This is a genomic window from Brevibacillus reuszeri (assembly GCF_002897295.1).
Classification (GTDB): domain Bacteria; phylum Bacillota; class Bacilli; order Brevibacillales; family Brevibacillaceae; genus Brevibacillus; species Brevibacillus reuszeri_A.
This window is the reverse complement of the sequence record NZ_BEXF01000006.1, coordinates 280,180-296,140: the sequence shown is the minus strand read 5'-3', so window position 1 is coordinate 296,140 and position 15,961 is coordinate 280,180. Positions and strand designations below refer to the sequence as shown.

General features: G+C 41.7%; 15 protein-coding genes and 1 pseudogene. 10 read left to right on the top strand and 6 right to left on the bottom strand.

Features of this window, described 5'->3' with window-relative positions; genetic code table 11:
- Positions 1-252: 252 nt before the first annotated feature.
- Positions 253-1,281: a hypothetical protein gene (locus tag C3B52_RS12695; protein ID WP_103106447.1), complete on the bottom strand. Its 1,029-nt coding sequence runs from the start codon at positions 1,279-1,281 to the stop codon at positions 253-255.
- A 328-nt stretch (positions 1,282-1,609) separates the two neighbouring features.
- On the opposite strand from C3B52_RS12695, the gene C3B52_RS12690 reads away from it, so the two are divergent.
- The gene (locus C3B52_RS12690) at positions 1,610-2,020 is read left to right on the top strand and encodes a YjdF family protein (protein WP_103106446.1); all 411 of its coding nucleotides are present in this window, start codon (positions 1,610-1,612) and stop codon (positions 2,018-2,020) included.
- 131 nt (positions 2,021-2,151) lie between these two features.
- On the opposite strand, the gene C3B52_RS37300 is transcribed toward C3B52_RS12690, so the two are convergent.
- Positions 2,152-2,361 carry an ABC transporter substrate-binding protein gene (locus C3B52_RS37300; protein WP_235615687.1) on the bottom strand — a complete coding sequence of 70 codons (210 nt, stop codon included), beginning with the start codon at positions 2,359-2,361 and terminating at the stop codon, positions 2,152-2,154.
- Between the two features lie 364 nt (positions 2,362-2,725).
- Between C3B52_RS37300 and C3B52_RS12680 the strand changes: the two genes are divergently transcribed.
- The 7 genes and pseudogenes from C3B52_RS12680 to C3B52_RS12635 all read left to right on the top strand — a co-directional run bounded on the left by C3B52_RS12680 (position 2,726) and on the right by C3B52_RS12635 (position 10,429).
- Positions 2,726-3,445 (top strand): hypothetical protein, encoded by a 720-nt coding sequence (locus C3B52_RS12680; RefSeq protein ID WP_103106445.1) that lies wholly within the window; start codon positions 2,726-2,728, stop codon positions 3,443-3,445.
- 1,112 nt (positions 3,446-4,557) lie between these two features.
- Positions 4,558-4,968 carry a GNAT family N-acetyltransferase gene (locus C3B52_RS12670; protein WP_103106443.1) on the top strand — a complete coding sequence of 137 codons (411 nt, stop codon included), beginning with the start codon at positions 4,558-4,560 and terminating at the stop codon, positions 4,966-4,968.
- A 619-nt stretch (positions 4,969-5,587) separates the two neighbouring features.
- Positions 5,588-5,878 (top strand): Ig-like domain-containing protein, encoded by a 291-nt coding sequence (locus tag C3B52_RS38190; RefSeq protein WP_373419722.1) that lies wholly within the window; start codon positions 5,588-5,590, stop codon positions 5,876-5,878.
- 1,559 nt (positions 5,879-7,437) lie between these two features.
- A complete protein-coding gene (locus tag C3B52_RS12650; RefSeq protein ID WP_103106439.1) occupies positions 7,438-7,695 on the top strand; it encodes a hypothetical protein in 258 nt (85 codons plus the stop codon).
- A 1,025-nt stretch (positions 7,696-8,720) separates the two neighbouring features.
- Positions 8,721-8,975, top strand: a pseudogene (locus C3B52_RS38400) (hemoblobin-interacting domain-containing protein); the annotation flags it as partial.
- Positions 8,976-9,366: 391 nt separating this feature from the next.
- The gene (locus C3B52_RS12640; protein WP_235615696.1) at positions 9,367-9,837 is read left to right on the top strand and encodes an NUDIX hydrolase; all 471 of its coding nucleotides are present in this window, start codon (positions 9,367-9,369) and stop codon (positions 9,835-9,837) included.
- 346 nt (positions 9,838-10,183) lie between these two features.
- Positions 10,184-10,429, top strand: a complete 246-nt coding sequence (locus C3B52_RS12635; protein WP_103106436.1) for a hypothetical protein — start codon at positions 10,184-10,186, stop codon at positions 10,427-10,429.
- A 309-nt stretch (positions 10,430-10,738) separates the two neighbouring features.
- Here the strand turns inward: C3B52_RS12635 and C3B52_RS12630 are convergent, their stop codons facing one another.
- On the bottom strand, positions 10,739-11,320 hold the full coding sequence (locus C3B52_RS12630) for a TetR/AcrR family transcriptional regulator (protein WP_103106435.1): 582 nt from the start codon (positions 11,318-11,320) through the stop codon (positions 10,739-10,741).
- A gap of 309 nt (positions 11,321-11,629) precedes the next feature.
- On the opposite strand from C3B52_RS12630, the gene C3B52_RS12625 reads away from it, so the two are divergent.
- Both C3B52_RS12625 and C3B52_RS12620 read left to right on the top strand, forming a co-directional pair.
- A complete protein-coding gene (locus tag C3B52_RS12625; RefSeq protein WP_103106434.1) occupies positions 11,630-12,907 on the top strand; it encodes an MFS transporter in 1,278 nt (425 codons plus the stop codon).
- Between the two features lie 79 nt (positions 12,908-12,986).
- Positions 12,987-13,751 (top strand): SDR family oxidoreductase, encoded by a 765-nt coding sequence (locus C3B52_RS12620; protein ID WP_103106433.1) that lies wholly within the window; start codon positions 12,987-12,989, stop codon positions 13,749-13,751.
- A 220-nt stretch (positions 13,752-13,971) separates the two neighbouring features.
- Here the strand turns inward: C3B52_RS12620 and C3B52_RS12615 are convergent, their stop codons facing one another.
- The 3 genes from C3B52_RS12615 to C3B52_RS12605 form a co-directional block, all read right to left on the bottom strand.
- Positions 13,972-14,610: an RNA ligase family protein gene (locus tag C3B52_RS12615; protein WP_103106432.1), complete on the bottom strand. Its 639-nt coding sequence runs from the start codon at positions 14,608-14,610 to the stop codon at positions 13,972-13,974.
- Between the two features lie 15 nt (positions 14,611-14,625).
- Entirely contained in the window at positions 14,626-15,588 is a 963-nt protein-coding gene (locus tag C3B52_RS12610) for an AAA family ATPase (RefSeq protein WP_103106431.1), read from the bottom strand.
- 111 nt (positions 15,589-15,699) lie between these two features.
- Positions 15,700-15,888 (bottom strand): alpha/beta-type small acid-soluble spore protein, encoded by a 189-nt coding sequence (locus C3B52_RS12605; protein WP_103106430.1) that lies wholly within the window; start codon positions 15,886-15,888, stop codon positions 15,700-15,702.
- Between the last annotated feature and the right edge of the window lie 73 nt (positions 15,889-15,961).

Genomic DNA, 15,961 nt, shown 5'->3' with positions numbered 1-15,961 from the left:
TTGGCGATTGCCAAGCGTTAAATGCCCTTTTTTGCTCTTGTAAAGAGATGCGATTATGTATGGCAAAAGGATTAAAATGAGCATGAGAATAGAGGCATGTCCTAATTTCGTGTGGCTCAAGATTCATCCCCTGTGCCATTGCAAATTTGCTAGTGTCATTCCCGCTATGTTGTGGCTACAACTCGTTTTTAAGGAAGGAAAGGAATAGCTAGCCACTCATTTACGTGACAAATCCTTCACATAGCTGCCACCTTAGGAATCTGGTTTTATGTGAATCATGTGCAAGGGGATGAATTGTTTTCGAAACCACCATACTCGCCCGCTAATTGCTGCCAGCCCATGGTACTCTCCCGATGTTGACGAAAAATGATTGAACGGATCTGATAGAAGCATAGCCTTCCAGTCTCCTGTCTCCATCCATCTTTCGTCTAGTGCAGCGGGTTGTTGTTCCGACATCGTATCGGGTTCCATGCTTCGCTTCGCAATAGCAGGGTGCAAAATCGTAGAGGTAAAAGGAAAGTATAAGGTTTCATGTGCCAGCTTGTTCGTTTCAGTGGACGTCCCTTTAGCCGTTAGCTCTAAATCGCCCTTGATCCATACAATTTTTTTATGGAAATCCTGGCGAATGTCCTGAATGTTGATCGTTATATCTGTTTGAATCTCTACCCAGTCTTTTTTCCAAATCACATCAATCGACTGGACCCAATCCACCTCCCATATTTCTTCCAGGAGCGGTACCTGGATCAAGGAAGCGCCAGCTTGGTCTTTGTAAGCAATGTTTGCTAGGATTACTTGATTGTTAGTTCTGGCTTGCGGTGCTGCAGAGCTTTCAGACAAGCGTTTTTCCGTGGTGTGATCATCTGGTACTGGCTTACGGATCTCCTGTAGAGGCAAGGTGGATGATTGGTCGCCCTCTTGAGCTGATGTGGTATCCTCCAGTAGTTCTGAATGCTCTTTCCGGTTGTCAGGCTTTTGGTCATCATCCATCTCTTTTTGAAAGAAAACAGTGGGGGCCGATGATGGTGAGCTGGCTTTCGTCACTTTTGACCGAGCCTTCGTTACTGGTTTTGAATATTTCTTCTGCCCTTTTTGGAGAGGAATTGATTTTTTACGCCCATTTATGCTTCTCTTGTGAAAATCCTTGTCATGTTCGGTATCTTGCTGCTGTTCAGACTGTTTTACGTGGGCAACTTTTTGTCGAGGCGCTTTCGGCGTGTTCTGGAATCCTTGATGATTGATATAGGGCTTCTTTTTTGCCGGTGTACGCTTCGGGATAGCCATCTCTGACCTCCTTCTCTCCGCTGTGAGGGATACTCATTTCCTTTTTCCATTGCACCTTCTCTATAAATACGTGATCAACGTCATTGCGGTATAGTCGCTTGCCTCCTTTTTGGAACAAATAAACCTGTCACATTCGCTGAGGGATAAAAATAAGCGACTTCCCCCACTTGCAAACAATACAAAATGATTAGATAATCTGACGTAGAATGTAAAAACACAGCTCCGGTTGGTAGTCCGGACGCAGGTGAGATACACTCATATCCCCTGTCAGTAACCTTCCCCCCTTGGGATGTCCATCATTCGGATTCAAATAAAGGGGGCGGTTAACTTGAAACTAACCGTATTTTTCAATGGTCAGTATTGGGTAGGAGTCGTTGAGCTTCAGGAAGGGACAAAATTAAAAGCTTCCCAGTTTATTTTTGGTCCTGAGCCAAAAGATGCGGAAGTAATGGATTTTGTGCAGCATCAGATGCTTGGTCTCCTGTCAACCAGTAAGGAGCAGGTCGACATCAGGAAGGCATCGGAGCAAAAAGTCAATCCGAAGCGGCTCGCTAGGCAGGTTGCCAAGGAAATGAGGACGACAGGCGTCTCCACGTTTGCCCAAGAAGCCATGAAGCTCGATCTGGCGTTACGTAAAAAGGAAAGAAAAGCAACAAATAAGAAAAAAGATGAACTGCTTCAGGAGAAAAAATACCTGCTGAAGATCCAGAAAGCAAAAGAAAAGCACAGAGGAAGATAAGGGTTGCCTGAGGCAGCCCTTTTCTGTACATGCGACTATTCTGTTTGTTGTACTTTTGTCAACTAGTCTGTGATCTGCTCCGTCTGTGAGAGGGCTGCAATCGGGTGGTAATACCAGGAACGCTCTTCTTTTCATGTGTAAATACGATTGTTTTTCACCGCATCCAAAGTCGACCAGATCGGATCTGCTTTGAGGTCTTCTATGATACGCTCGTTTGATGTCAGGATGATATAGTCTCGGACATACTTGGGTAACTGTTCATTAGATAGCTCTACCCACTGCTTTTCAAAAATGTATTTGGTTACCGCAACGGGCGGTTTTAATCCCGGCCCCAGATACACGGCTTGTCCACCACGTCCAAAATTTTTTCCTTAGGTAAATGTATTTTTATCCGCCGATTCCAAAATGAAGAAGGTTGCATTGTCCGGTATGACCTTTTTGACCTTCTCTTTGGCAGCAGCGATCCATTGCACCGTTCATTCCGCCACTTCTATATACATTCTGAGTAATCTGTCTCTAGATCGGAGCAGCTGCACTACTGTGTACCTTCACGAATCTTTTAAAACCCTTTCTGAACGTAAGCACCAGCATATTGAAATACCAACCCTTTTAAGGTAAAATATGGTTTTCGCACAACTCAAAACAATATTGACCGAAACATTGCGTATAAAGTTCTTACAATCCATTTCAACAGGAGTGAAAGATATGGCGCAATATTCAATAAGTGTTCAACCAATGATACCGAGCGACAACGTTGATGAAAGCGTTGCATTCTATAGTGCGCTTGGGTTTGAAATCGTCCGTGACGAGACATTTCCATACAGATTCGCGGAAGTCCGGGATGGCGATCTTTGGCTTATGACATCTAGCTATGCCCAATTTGGAGGTAGGAAAGCGTTTGGTGCCCTCATCATAAACGTGACCGAATTGGTAAAATTCCATGATCGTTTTGCAAATAATCTCAAGAACAACCTCGGGACTGTACCTCTCAGCGGTTTTCCCCGTATTACGCGACGCTCACGGGATGGTAGTCAGTTTCGACTCTTCGACCCCTTTGGCAATATGCTAGTTTACATGGATAAGCATTATATGCCTCCCCTCTACCTCGAAGCTCGAGATCACACAGATGAAATCCTCAATCAGGTATGGTTTCTACGTGATATCTATGCAAATGATCAAGCAGCAGCCAAAATTCTCGACCGTGCATTGGAAGAAACGGAGGACAAATGTGGTACCGAGCGAGCAAGACTACTGGCTGCTCGGGCCGAAATTGCTGTAGCCATGGGCGAGTTGGATCTTGCCGCCAGATTTGAGTACATGCTCGCTGACATACATTTACAAGAGGTGGAATTCCGAAGATTCGAAGAGGAGCTACGAGCATCACAATACCTCAGAAACTGGGCAGGAATCGAGTTAGACGCATAACAGGTACGGAACGAAGTCATCCAAACGTTTCTGTGGGGTAGAGATTGGTATAACATATTAGTCTCTTTTTTGTCCGCGAGTTATTCAACGGTCATGGGCTACGATACGCTTAGTTGCACAATGTTTGAGGCGATGTGCTCCCGCCTCTTTGAATTCTTGAATGAACAGTATCTTCATTTTCATGGCTTTCCAATGTAAACGTATTCCATCTCGATCAGCAAATGCACCTTCAACAACTTCTTAATCTTATTTTCTTGGTCAATAAATTGGTATGCTAATTTTTGTACACCAGGTACATGTGCCAAAATAGTAAAGCATGCTCTACAAAATGGCTGGGATTATAAGAATGAAAAACGCGTAGCGTACTAGCAAATAGAAAATGGAGACTGTCTCGTTGAAAAACTAGGTTTGGAAATATAAGAAACTATCCTATAATTTCCTTCTACCAAGGACGTGTCTAGTTCCATTTTTACAGTTGTGCACTCTCATCACCATTTGATTCTTATTTGCTTCTGCCCTTGAATTAAATGAATAACTATTTTAATAAATGAATATCGCTTTTCTTAGATTAATAAGGTGGTATCTTGATGGAGCTATCCTACCAAATTAAGGAAATGGAATTGAGCAACGGAATTATAACTTTATGCGTAGTCTTTCCGGTTGGTTATGAATCACTATCTGATCTATTTTCCTCGGATATCTCTGTATATTCAGCAAAGTGGTATTTGGACGCAATTGATAGGGTTATCTCTTGTTCTTCGAATTTTGAACAATTTAGAGGCAATGCTTGCAGGCTAGAGATTTTTAGTGATACGACAAACGTAATTAATTATCTATTTGAGAATATAGAAGACAATCATTTATATAGATATAAATGCAGCATTTCTACGATGTTTCTGAAAAAACTTATCCAAGTATGGATAAAGGAACTTGAAATATTCGAATCAAAAAACAAGTAGGTAGACTCTTAACACATTTAGATAAATGTTCTTTTAAAAAGTACTTGAGGTATTAAAACAAAAAATGGTAATATTTTTACAACTCAACGCTTAGGGGGTGTCTCAAATGAAGATATATCCTCAGACATAGAAAATTTGAAAGCGAGGAGTTATATGTCATTTGAGATTATAGAACGTACCCCTACTCTAGAAGAGTTTCATCAATTGTGTGTTTCAGTTGGCTGGGAAAAGATGATGAATTTCAATGTGATAAATGACTCACTTGAAAATTCTTTGTATTCCGTTGTTGTTCTTTCTAAAAGTAAAATAATTGGCATGGGCCGAATTATTGGCGATGGTTACGTTTATTTTTACCTACAAGATATTGTTGTACTTCCGGAGTTTCAAAATACGGGGATTGGGACAATGATTATGGACAAACTCATGTCCTTTCTACAAGGGAATGCTCCCGATAAAGCTTTCATTGGTCTCTTTTCTTCTAACGAGGGTAAGAAACTGTATGAGAAATATGGTTTTAATCAGTATCCTTCTTTAACAGGAATGTTTCGAGTAACCCCAATTTAGGTAGTTACAAGCTCCTCCAAGTTCGGAGGAGTTTTAAATTTCCAAGTTATTATTATGCCCGTCTCACGCTGATCAAGGCTTGCGGATCTGCTCCATACAACCGCGCGATTCGTATATTCACCCACTGGACTTCCATGACTGCTTCAAAAAAGATGCATACGTGCTTTAACTGAGAACGTTCCAAGCAACTCATAACAGCTTCGAAGGTACGAAGAAAATCGAAGGAACTACTTTGATTTAGGTTAAGAATCCAAACGAACTTACCATGAGTGTTAGCCCCCATCAATCAACCATCCATGTTTGACAAGCTATCCCGTTCCTTATCACATATAATTCAAAATACAAAGTTACTTTTGGGTACAGTGACCCGTTAACGAGCTCTATATCACTAGTGTGTATAGAGCCTTTACATTTTACAAAACGTATGGTTTGTTCACGTTTTAACTAATGATTCTGTCGAAAACAACTACTGTAAATCAGGACATACTAGCTGTATAATTTGCTTGCCCGTTGTAAATTTTCTTTCTTATTCGTTGATGGAACGCCGTGTGCGATGAAAGTCGCCTGCACGGTGTAGGCTCGAACGAAAACCCTCACATAGAGAAGGGGATAAGTCGAGATTAGCGTACCAACAAACCGAAACCCTATAATGACACCAATACTTGATTTCACTATGTCAGCCACTATGCTCATACTTTTCGAAACACGTTTTTCTGACCCTGATGGAGATCCATTAACCTTCTCTTTTACGTCTTCAGATGAGAGTATCCTTACTGTAACAGAATCCGAATCTTTTCCGGGTCATTTACAACTGACTAAAATTGGCACTGGAGTAGTTTTGGTGTCCATTACTGCCTCTGATGGAAAAGGGGGTACGGCGATTAACAGGTTTACGGTAACTGTAGACTAATTTTGTTCCATCAACAGTCCCTCGGATATTCCGAGGTTTTTTTCTTGAGTACTTTTTATGTCTTTTCCGGAATTACGGTTGTGTTAATATGCCGAATCCGAATGAGTATAGGCTGGTAAAGCCTCTGCTTTCATCATGTGCTTCAGCACGATTTCATCCCTGAAACTATCCAAATCATGAAGTTGCCGGACGTATTCGTCTTCTTAACGATTGCGATTTCGCTACTGTAGAAATAGAGTGCTTCCTCTTTGCTTCTGGCGACCATATACTCACCGCAGCCGATTGATCTTTGGTTTGTGATTTTCCGAGCCTGATCCTTTACCATTCGAGCCAGCTGTTTAAGCAAGCTTGCGTCACAACGAGCTATGTACCTAAACCATCTAGCGTTTATTTTCACTGCTTTGTCAGACATTCGATTCTATGATCTCGCCACGTTTGAGGTCGATACGCCTAATTACATTGATCTCTAGCTAACAACCACATATTGATGGTATGATTTGGTAAATCATGTTTTGGGTAATGTTCTTATGTTAAAAAATATCAGGAATACAATTACATCGTTGTTATGTCCATTACATTTTTTCTTGTCGAATAGTTATCTTAGAATGGCTGCTTTGTTTTCTTGATCTTTTTTACATGAACCTCCTTTCAAATTAAGTTAAAACCCAAAACTACAGGTACTTTCATCGCAAAATAATAGGAGGGGGATTCTTATTCGAAAAACTACGCGCTTTGTTGGAAATATAAGCTATATGATTATTGTTTATTTTATACTGGACGTTCTAATGAAATATGAGCTCGTATTAGTTGAACGAGTAAAGGGAACATACAATTCCTTTCCGTCAAACTTATACAGTTCGCTTTATCCAATATTGATCGGGTTACTGTTCGCCCTTCCAAAATTTGTTCGAATACTTAAAGTAGACGGTCGTTTGAGCTATGATTGGATAAGAATCTTGGCTGTTGGAATACCTACGCTTTTCGGAGCTACCGTATTTCTCATCTACTTCTCGCCATTAGGGGCATACTTTCCTTTCATTTCGATTCTCTCGATTGGAACAAAGTTTTCCACTATTTGCGGTATCGTTTTTGGATACTTAATTCTCTCCTGTTTCCAGAAGTCAAATATCGATCCTTAAACTGGCACCATTAGGTTCCAGTTTCTTAGCTAAAACATAACTATTCCTGCCTTTAATCCCTCAACCCAAGTAAACCCCATTGGATTAATTTACCACGGTATTACGTTGATCCGTCATGAAGGTGTTAACCTTCTCAAAGACATATGCTTTAGCCGGTAACACTTATTTTCTCTGTGTCCTTCATCCCTCTACTCACTGGCGACTTTGTTATAAGACGAGAATGGTAATGCCACTACGAGAGATTGAATTCACCAGAGATGATCTGACTAAAACTCTAACAACCTTGGCAGCTAATGCGGATCGGGCTGTTCAGGAGAAATTCATCATCGTTCACCAGGGCATTTAACATATTGATCTGTTAGTATATTTACATAATTTGTTATAAATTTCGTTGTATCTTTCTGACAAAGGATGAGTGTTATGAAGAAATCAGCACTTTTGAAAATAGTTTCTGTTCTCGTATCCGTCATAGGTTTTTATCTTTTGATAAAAAGCCCTACCCTTGGGGACGATGCTGCCAGCGAATATCTACGAGTAGTTATGTTTGGCTCAATGGATACCGCTGGCTTTCAAATCATGAAACAATCTTTTATAGATGCTTACCGTTTAGCAGGTGCAATCATGTTAGGTGTTGGAAGTTTTTACGCTTTTCGATTTTTTAGTAAAAGTGACGAGTGATCTAACCTAATTTCTCTTATGTTAACTGAACTTTGTTGATATCTTTCTTTACAGTCGGAAAAGTTACTGATAAAGGAGTGACTTTTCGATGCGGAAATTGATCATCTTATTCGGCATCTTTTGTTTCTGTTTTTTACCACAAATACTTATACAGCAGATTCACATCCAAAGCCACTAGTCAGGGATATTATCAATTTGATAGATCACTGGATCCGAAAAGGTTGGTCATTTGAGAAATATATTTGGAATGAGTATGAAGTGCATGAATTATGGAAAACTCCGCGCGGACTTCTTTGAAACAATTGGTATAACCATACGTATTTACTTAAAAAGAGTAAAGGAGTCGGTTGAATTGCAATTTGAAGCTGCAGCCCAAACGATATCGTGCCCTTGTTGTAAACATTTCCTTTTTGACAAGGACTATCGCCAGTTATATACAAAGGGCGCTACCTTATTCGGGTTGGTTGGCAAATAGAAGTACCTTTTCTTATTTGCAAGCAATGTTCATACATTCTATGGTTCATGGAAGAACCAACGAGCAAATAATTCGCTATATCACAGGGGCTGATAAGCCTCTTTTTCTTATTACTTGATATAACAAATCGATTGTTAAGTTAAATCATCCTTATGACTTGTACATTTCTTTCAAGAACTTAATAACTTCTTGTTCATCCCTGCCAAACTCAGACCGGTTACTTTCTCTAGATTACCGATCGATAATCATATCGAACGCTCTGACTTTGGCATCTGCTGGCAGTTGTTTAAGATTCACGGACATTTCCTCCTATTTATCAAATCGTGTGTTGTGACAAGTCGACGTATTGTGTCGAAAACAACTACTATAAATCAGGTCATGCGAGCTGTATAATTTGCTTGCCCGTTGTAAATTTTCTTTCTTATTCGTTGATGGAACGCCGTGTGCGATGAAAGTCGCCTGCACGGTGTAGGCTCGAACGAAAACCCTCAAACACAATAGGGGATAAGTCGAGAATAGCGTAACACCAACAGTCGAATCACAAACAGTAAATGTCGGTAGTCCAATCCTTTTTAACATTACTCCGGACAATCCAAATTGGCGGAGTAAACTCACATCAATTGTTATGTTTATTCCGAATCTAGGGCCGAAAACGTATGAGACAATCGCTGTGTATGACACAACTAAACCCAATTTGCCATTTAAACCAACAACTTCTGCAACTTTCGCTGTTACCGGAACATATATCTTTACTTTTAAAGCAACTGGATATCCTGATGTAGTTGCAACATTTACGGTTGAATAATCCATCAACGAACCCTTAGGGCAACCTAGGGGGCTATTTTTACTAAATTACCGTTTTGTTAATCCCTACCTCCATCTTAAACATATATGTATAAAAAGAATTGGAAGGATTAAGTTCCCAGTTTAAGTCATCAAATCCTCCACTAGTATTTTTCAAGCTCTCTTCCGCAAGACTTTCCAACCCAGCCTCCCAGTGAAAAGCATTTACAGCAGTTAATACCCTAGAATATTTACGCAATCAGTTCACACTCAGCGTCAGACAATTGAACATCATTTTTCACAGCAATTCCTCCCCTTTACTTCATGCACATTGTATTAATTCAATTTTTTGGTAAAATTTGAACATAGTTATAAAACCCGTCATAAAATTAGGAGGTATTTGATTGTCCACGATGATTCGTATGGAATTTTCTGATGGTGTTTTTAACCATCGTATTGTTGGTGTTGTAATTCACGATGGGTATGTGCTTTTACATCGCAATCTGCACGATGATTTTTGGGCTTTACCTGGAGGCAGAGCAGAGTTAATGGAATCATCCGAAAAAACTATTCGGCGTGAGTTTCAAGAAGAGCTCGCTATCGATGTTAACGTTGAACGACTACTCTGGATTGTTGAAAACTTTTTTGATCATGACCACACACGATATCATGAGTTATCATTTTACTACCTTGTCAACATTGAGAACCAGCCAAATGTCCTTGACAAGCAAAGAATCCATTCTGGCATTGAAAAGGATGTTGAACTGGTGTTCCAATGGTTCCCTCTAGAAGAGTTAGAAGTTCTTCCTCTCTATCCAGCATTCTTACGATCAGCGTTACGTCAATTACCAGATGGGATTCAACATATCGTTCACTACGATTAGATAGAATGAGAAACCCGTTAAAAAATTTATCTGGATGTCGAACAAGCGAGGTGTTATTTATGAACTGGGTACAAATTGTTTCAGAACCTGTATTCCGTTACCCTATCCGTTAGCTTAACGCGCAGCCAGTCTAGAACTTTATTATCCATATGGAACGCAACTGTAGCAGCGTCTTTATGTAACGATTGGTATGTTTCCTCTGAGAGAACAATCAAATCATCATTAAGAGCCAGGATAGCCTCTGGATTCGGTTCAAACCAGTTCCCAGCTGGCCATCTTAGAGAAAGGACAGGGTCTGCTTTTGCTGCGCGCATTACGATTAACTAACATGAAACGGGTGAATCTAATGAAAAAGAATCCTTTTTGGTTTAATCTTCTCTCCATCATTGTTATTGTCATCGCCATTACGTCCCTAATAACAAGGGCTTCCTTTTTTCACTTAGCTACTATGCTGGGCTTGGCGGTAGTCATGGCTTCTTTGGGATCGTTGGAATTCTATAAAAACCGAAAGCTGGCCTATATGCTTTTTTGTGTTGCCCTCCTGCAGGTTGTTGTGTTCATTGATTCGATTGTTGTCTTAGCTTCCAAGTAACATCCAGAAATGGCATAGGTGCACCTTGTCTCAGAGCCTGTTCTTACATAACAGTGACTAAACGTAAATCAATGAATAGTAAGTTTTAGGTTACATAACATTTGTTATGTAGATCAAATTTGAATGCAAATAATCTTCTTCATGTGGCGATTTTAGATCCTTCGATAGAGCTTGCTGTAATTTCCATACATATATTGCTGGATGGTTGCACAATCATCGTCCATCACAAAAAGACTGTCGACGAGTAAGACCGACAGTCTTTCTTATTAACCGAAACCCCACCCTTTTTGCATCGCTTCGAACCACCGACTATTCCAATAATTGCATGACAGTTTCTACAGACTGATCAACGAACGTTCGATCCGGACGAGATTTCATCATGACGGTCAATCCGATTAACGACACTACCAATGTATTTGCCAGAGCCTTTGCATTGATATGCGGCCCAAGCACTCCCGCTTTTTTCCCGCGCTCAATCGTCTCCTGAAAAATGACGGTCAAATACAGCTGATGTTCTCGTGTTAGAACTTCAAATCTTGGCTCATGGGGGGCTAGCTCTACCATTGTATTAATACAAAAGCATCCCCGATTCCGGCCGTCTTGATAGGCTTGAGCCACAATCTCTTGAAAAAGCGTGTGAATCGTCTCTTTCACAGAGGAGCCGCTCTGAAGGTGGCGTCTGAAGAAGGCCGCATGCTCGTGAATATATTTACGCAGGGCTGCTTCAAACAAATCCTTTTTGTCTCCAAATGCAGCGTAAATACTAGGCTTTTGAATTCCCATACTGGTTGTGAGGTCGCTCAAGGAAGTAGCCTCATATCCCTTCTCCCAAAACAAAAGCATGGCTTTCTCCAGTGCCTTGTCCTCCTGAAACTCACGTGGTCGCACCATAGCATTTTCCTCTTTTCTCTATGGATAATCCCATTTTCAATAGGGATAGATAGTTAAATACCACTCGGTACACTTACAGTACCAACTAACTCTTATCGTGTCAAATGGAACAAAGCAAGGAAATTAGGATTCGTATTTTTAATTGATTCACAACATTTATTTCCCGAAAAGTTGTTTGATCACAAAACTACAAATGACCATTGACAAACGATTGAATCGGATTGTAAAGTAGCCTCACAGCCGTTATGTACCGATCGGTAGTTAACTTAATTGCCACTTACTCAAAAGAAAAAGGAGCTGGAATGCCTCATGATAGATCCTCATCAAGATGGAGAGATTCGCGACATCTCTGCAAGGCAAAAGAATTTGTCTCATTCAGAATCGGTCACAGAAACTACTCACTCTGCCTTTTCCTTCACGCGCTTTTTAACTATTCTATTCGCCACCGCGTGCGGGATGGCTGTTGCCACCATTTACTTTGCTCATCCTTTACTGGATAACCTCGCAAATGATTTTGGAATGAGTCACTCCTCTGTGGGTCTTGTCATTACCGTTACGCAAATATGTTATGCTCTCGGACTATTCTTTCTTGTGCCACTTGGTGATCTCATGAATCGCCGGCACCTAATCATGATTCACATGATTCTCATGATTTTTGCTTTGATCGGTGTTGGTTTTTCGTCATCCATTTACATGCTATTTGCAAGTTTGGCTGTCGTCGGCCTACTCGCCGTGGTTACCCAAACGCTTGTCTCCTATGCCGCTTCCTTGTCTGAAGAAAGCAACAGGGGAAGTGTTGTCGGTTTTGTCACGAGTGGTGTCGTAATTGGTATTTTGCTCGCGAGATCTTTTGCCGGTATCGTCACTGATTTGGCTGGCTGGCGCTCCGTTTATCTCGCTTCCGCTTTACTTACAGTGGCAATCTCCATTCTTCTGTACTTGAAGCTCCCTTCGGATGAACACAAGAAAGAGTCGCTAGCTTACCAGCAACTCCTTACATCCACACTCGTTCTTTTCGCCAAGGAGCGCATCTTACGTATCCGTGCGGTATTAGCTCTGCTTATTTTCATGGTGTTCAGTATTTTGTGGACTTCGCTTGTCCTGCCGCTTCATGCTGCACCTTTTTCTTTATCCCACACCGCTATTGGAGCCTTTGGCTTAGCTGGAGTTGCAGGCGCGATCGCAGCAGCGCGGGCAGGTCAGCTCGCTGATCGTGGACTCGGGCAAAAGACGACAGGGATTGCACTTTTGTTGTTACTATTATCCTGGTGGCCGATCTATTCGTTTGAGTATTCTTTATGGGTTTTGGGGGCAGGTATTATCTTGCTAGATCTTGCTGTGCAGGCTGTACACGTAACGAATCAAAGCCTCATTTTTGCTGTCCGTCCTGAGGCTCGCAGCAGACTCACAGCCAGCTACATGATCTTTTATTCCATTGGCAGCGCATCAGGTTCAATCGCGTCTACCACTGTGTATGGCTACGCTGGCTGGTACGGTGTTTGTCTGTTGGGTGCTATTGTTAGTGCTGTCGCAATGCTGTTCTGGGGATTGACTCTGCGTGAACCTCGCCAAAAAGGTTCTGTATGAACTGTGGAATGACAGAGCAACTTTTCCATCATCACCCTGTGATATAACTGACATGAATCCAAAACAGGGAGATGAGAATATGAGCAAGCTGAAAGGGAAAATTGCTTTAGTTACTGGTGCTAGTCGGGGGATTGGTCGTGGAATTGCGCTGCGACTGGCGAGGGAAGGTGCGATCGTAGCTGTGCACTACGGCCAAAGAGAAAAAGAAGCAGCAAGCGTGGTTGATGAGATTTTGCAGCATGGTGGCTTCGCTTTTACTATTGGTGCAAATTTGACTACACAAGATGGTATACGTGATTTATATACGACATTCGATGAAGAGCTCCAAAAACGTACTGGGGAAAATCAGTTTGATATTTTGGTAAATAACGCAGGGATCGGGCAAATTTTGACTCTGGAAGAAGCGACAGAGGAATCGGTTGACGAGGTCCTGAACATAAATGTCAAAGCACCCCTATTTGTTACGCAGCATGCGTTGTCTCGCCTGAGAGATGGCGGACGTATTATCAATATTTCATCCTTTGTTACACGAGCTGCCTCCCCTAGTGTTTTCACCTACAGCGTATCAAAGGGGGCAATCAACACATTTACACTAGCCTTGGCTCGTCAGCTTGGAAGTCGCAATATTACGGTCAATGCCATTCTTCCGGGCATCATTAATACAGAAATGAATGCTGGAACCTTACAAAATCCGGATGGACAGAAATATGCAGCTGGTTTGTCCGTTTTTAACAGATGGGGCGAGCCAGACGATGTGGCAGATATTGCAGCATTTCTTGCCTCAGAGGAAAGTCGTTGGATCACCGGGCAGTTAATCGATGCAAGTGGCGGCTCACATCTCTAATCGTCCTCGTACAGAACGTAACAAAAAGCATGAAAGTTCCTTATCAAAAAGGGATTTTCATGCTTTGAACTACCTATAGAGAATCGCAACAAAAATAGCTTCGACAATCCCCAATCGTGTGGGAATTGTATAAAACCATCTTTCGAATACGAAGAGCTTTCATAACAGAAACTCCCACGGCCTTATTACATGGTTCTCAATCCCTTCATACAAAGCGTAGCTAAACACTAGATGCTAATCCATTTGGCACAACAGCTTGCGCTAACCAGTGCTTATCCGTTTGCACATGATTTTTTCTGACGAATTTTGCTGCAGACCATTTGAAGTCCTCGTAACGAAATCCCTCTGTGACTCTGACTACGTATCCTTCCTGCTCACCGCCAAACCTCGATACTTTCGTGTAGCAGCTTTTTACCACTTGCTCATTCCAGACCCCTCGGTACAGAACAGGTGCTATTTCTAAGCCCAAAAGTGATGCCCACTCGATCGTTTCATCCCAGGACAGACATTCATTGTTCTCATTCCAGATCGAGAACACATAAAAGTAGCTTGTGAGCGTCTCATAATGAATAGAGTGCTTGGCAAAAACATTTTCCCCGCATATTCTCCAGCCATCGGGAATGTGGAAGGCTATCGTGCCGTGAAGCATTTTTACCCAATGCCTCGATTCATGATCCTTACTATCGATAGACCTTGCGTGAATGTAATCCCGGTATAGCGTAGTGTTTTCGCCATCTAGTTTTTCAGTGACTACGACTTCCCTTCCCTCGAAGTGAGTGATGGTTCGCAAGATTTTATCATCGTCAGTTCTAGTTCGCGACCAAGGTAAATGGAAGGTTCTCGGGTATTTTTTCCTCATGCTTTATTCACCTACTTACTTGGCATAGGCATCCGCTTCTTTAAAGAAATACAACCTCCATAAAGCTTCATCGCCTAGCAAATGATAAATTTCAGACAGATCCTTTTGAGTGCCGTAATTGATCTTCATGTGCATCTGAATCAAGTTAGCGACCTGGAATATAAACTCATCCTTGAATCCTAATTCTTTCAAGAAGTGGCAAGCGATTTGAGCCGAAACGTACTCATGGCCGTAGTAAGAATATTGACCTTTTAACGGTTTGTACGTCTTGCAAAACGGTTTGCCAGCATCGTGAAACAAGGCAACTACCTGCATCAAAAACTTATCCGATTCAGTGTAAAAAGCATTCACATAATCCAGCACGTGGTACGTATGCTTGCACAGCGTATGCTGATGATGCAGGTTTTCTTGATTGAAACCGCGCATCTCCTGAAAAACTGGGATCATGCTCAATTTCTCGAATAAATCATCATAAGCTGGTTCACTTTTTACAAGCTGGACAAATTCTTCTTTCGAAATCGAATAAGGCATTGGTTCATGCAGAAGATAAATGCCCTCCCACCCCTCATTCAAAATGGGGAAGTGGAAGTTTTTCCTCATCTTCGTCATGATGAATTCGTCTACCTTTCGCTTTCGGGATCGATTGCGATCTAGGCAAATCGCATAAGGCACATCCAGATAGTAGCATTCCTTTTGCGTATCTGGAAATTTCGACAGAACCTTCATCCGCTTTTCGCGGTCAATATTGGTGGCATCCAGGATGACATTCTTTCCTTGCGCAAGCTCGTTTTCCATTCTGGAATAGACCTCGTAAAAAACTTGCGCGGTTCGTTTTTGCCTGTCTTCGTCACCAAAGAGCCGTTGTCTGATTTCATCCGTAGATATGATCGTTGCTCGTTCTTTTTTGGCAATTTCTTTTGCCCACGAACTTTTACCGCTACCCGCAATGCCAGCCATTACAATAAGCTTCGTCTTCACTATATCTCACCTCCTTTCCATGGAAGGTAATTCATATCATCATACCAAATTTTAGGGAGGCGTCGAGATCTTTTTTATTCTCTACAGAAAAAATCCCTCCAGAGAGGGATTTTAGAGGCGAAACATTTGCTGTTCTGCGTATTGTACCAACCGCTTTGTCATCTCTCCGCCGACAGAACCATTTTGGCGGGATGTCGTGTCTGCACCCAAATTCACGCCAAATTCTGCAGCGATTTCGTACTTGAGCTGATCGAGCGCTGCTCTTGCTTGGTATTTTAGAATCGTGTTGGAGTTTGCCATGTTTACCACCTCTGGATGTTATTGGTTGAGTGTAGAGGTAGTATGTGCAGGATTTGGCATGACATTCAGATAG

Coding starts and splice junctions, on each gene's coding strand:
- C3B52_RS12695 (WP_103106447.1), bottom strand. CDS start 1,281: ATGGCTATCCCGAAGCGTACACCGGCAAAAAAGAAGCCCTATATCAAT.
- C3B52_RS12680 (WP_103106445.1), top strand. CDS start 2,726: ATGGCGCAATATTCAATAAGTGTTCAACCAATGATACCGAGCGACAAC.
- C3B52_RS12670 (WP_103106443.1), top strand. CDS start 4,558: ATGTCATTTGAGATTATAGAACGTACCCCTACTCTAGAAGAGTTTCAT.
- C3B52_RS12650 (WP_103106439.1), top strand. CDS start 7,438: ATGAAGAAATCAGCACTTTTGAAAATAGTTTCTGTTCTCGTATCCGTC.
- C3B52_RS12640 (WP_235615696.1), top strand. CDS start 9,367: ATGATTCGTATGGAATTTTCTGATGGTGTTTTTAACCATCGTATTGTT.
- C3B52_RS12635 (WP_103106436.1), top strand. CDS start 10,184: ATGAAAAAGAATCCTTTTTGGTTTAATCTTCTCTCCATCATTGTTATT.
- C3B52_RS12630 (WP_103106435.1), bottom strand. CDS start 11,320: ATGGTGCGACCACGTGAGTTTCAGGAGGACAAGGCACTGGAGAAAGCC.
- C3B52_RS12625 (WP_103106434.1), top strand. CDS start 11,630: ATGATAGATCCTCATCAAGATGGAGAGATTCGCGACATCTCTGCAAGG.
- C3B52_RS12620 (WP_103106433.1), top strand. CDS start 12,987: ATGAGCAAGCTGAAAGGGAAAATTGCTTTAGTTACTGGTGCTAGTCGG.
- C3B52_RS12615 (WP_103106432.1), bottom strand. CDS start 14,610: ATGAGGAAAAAATACCCGAGAACCTTCCATTTACCTTGGTCGCGAACT.
- C3B52_RS12605 (WP_103106430.1), bottom strand. CDS start 15,888: ATGGCAAACTCCAACACGATTCTAAAATACCAAGCAAGAGCAGCGCTC.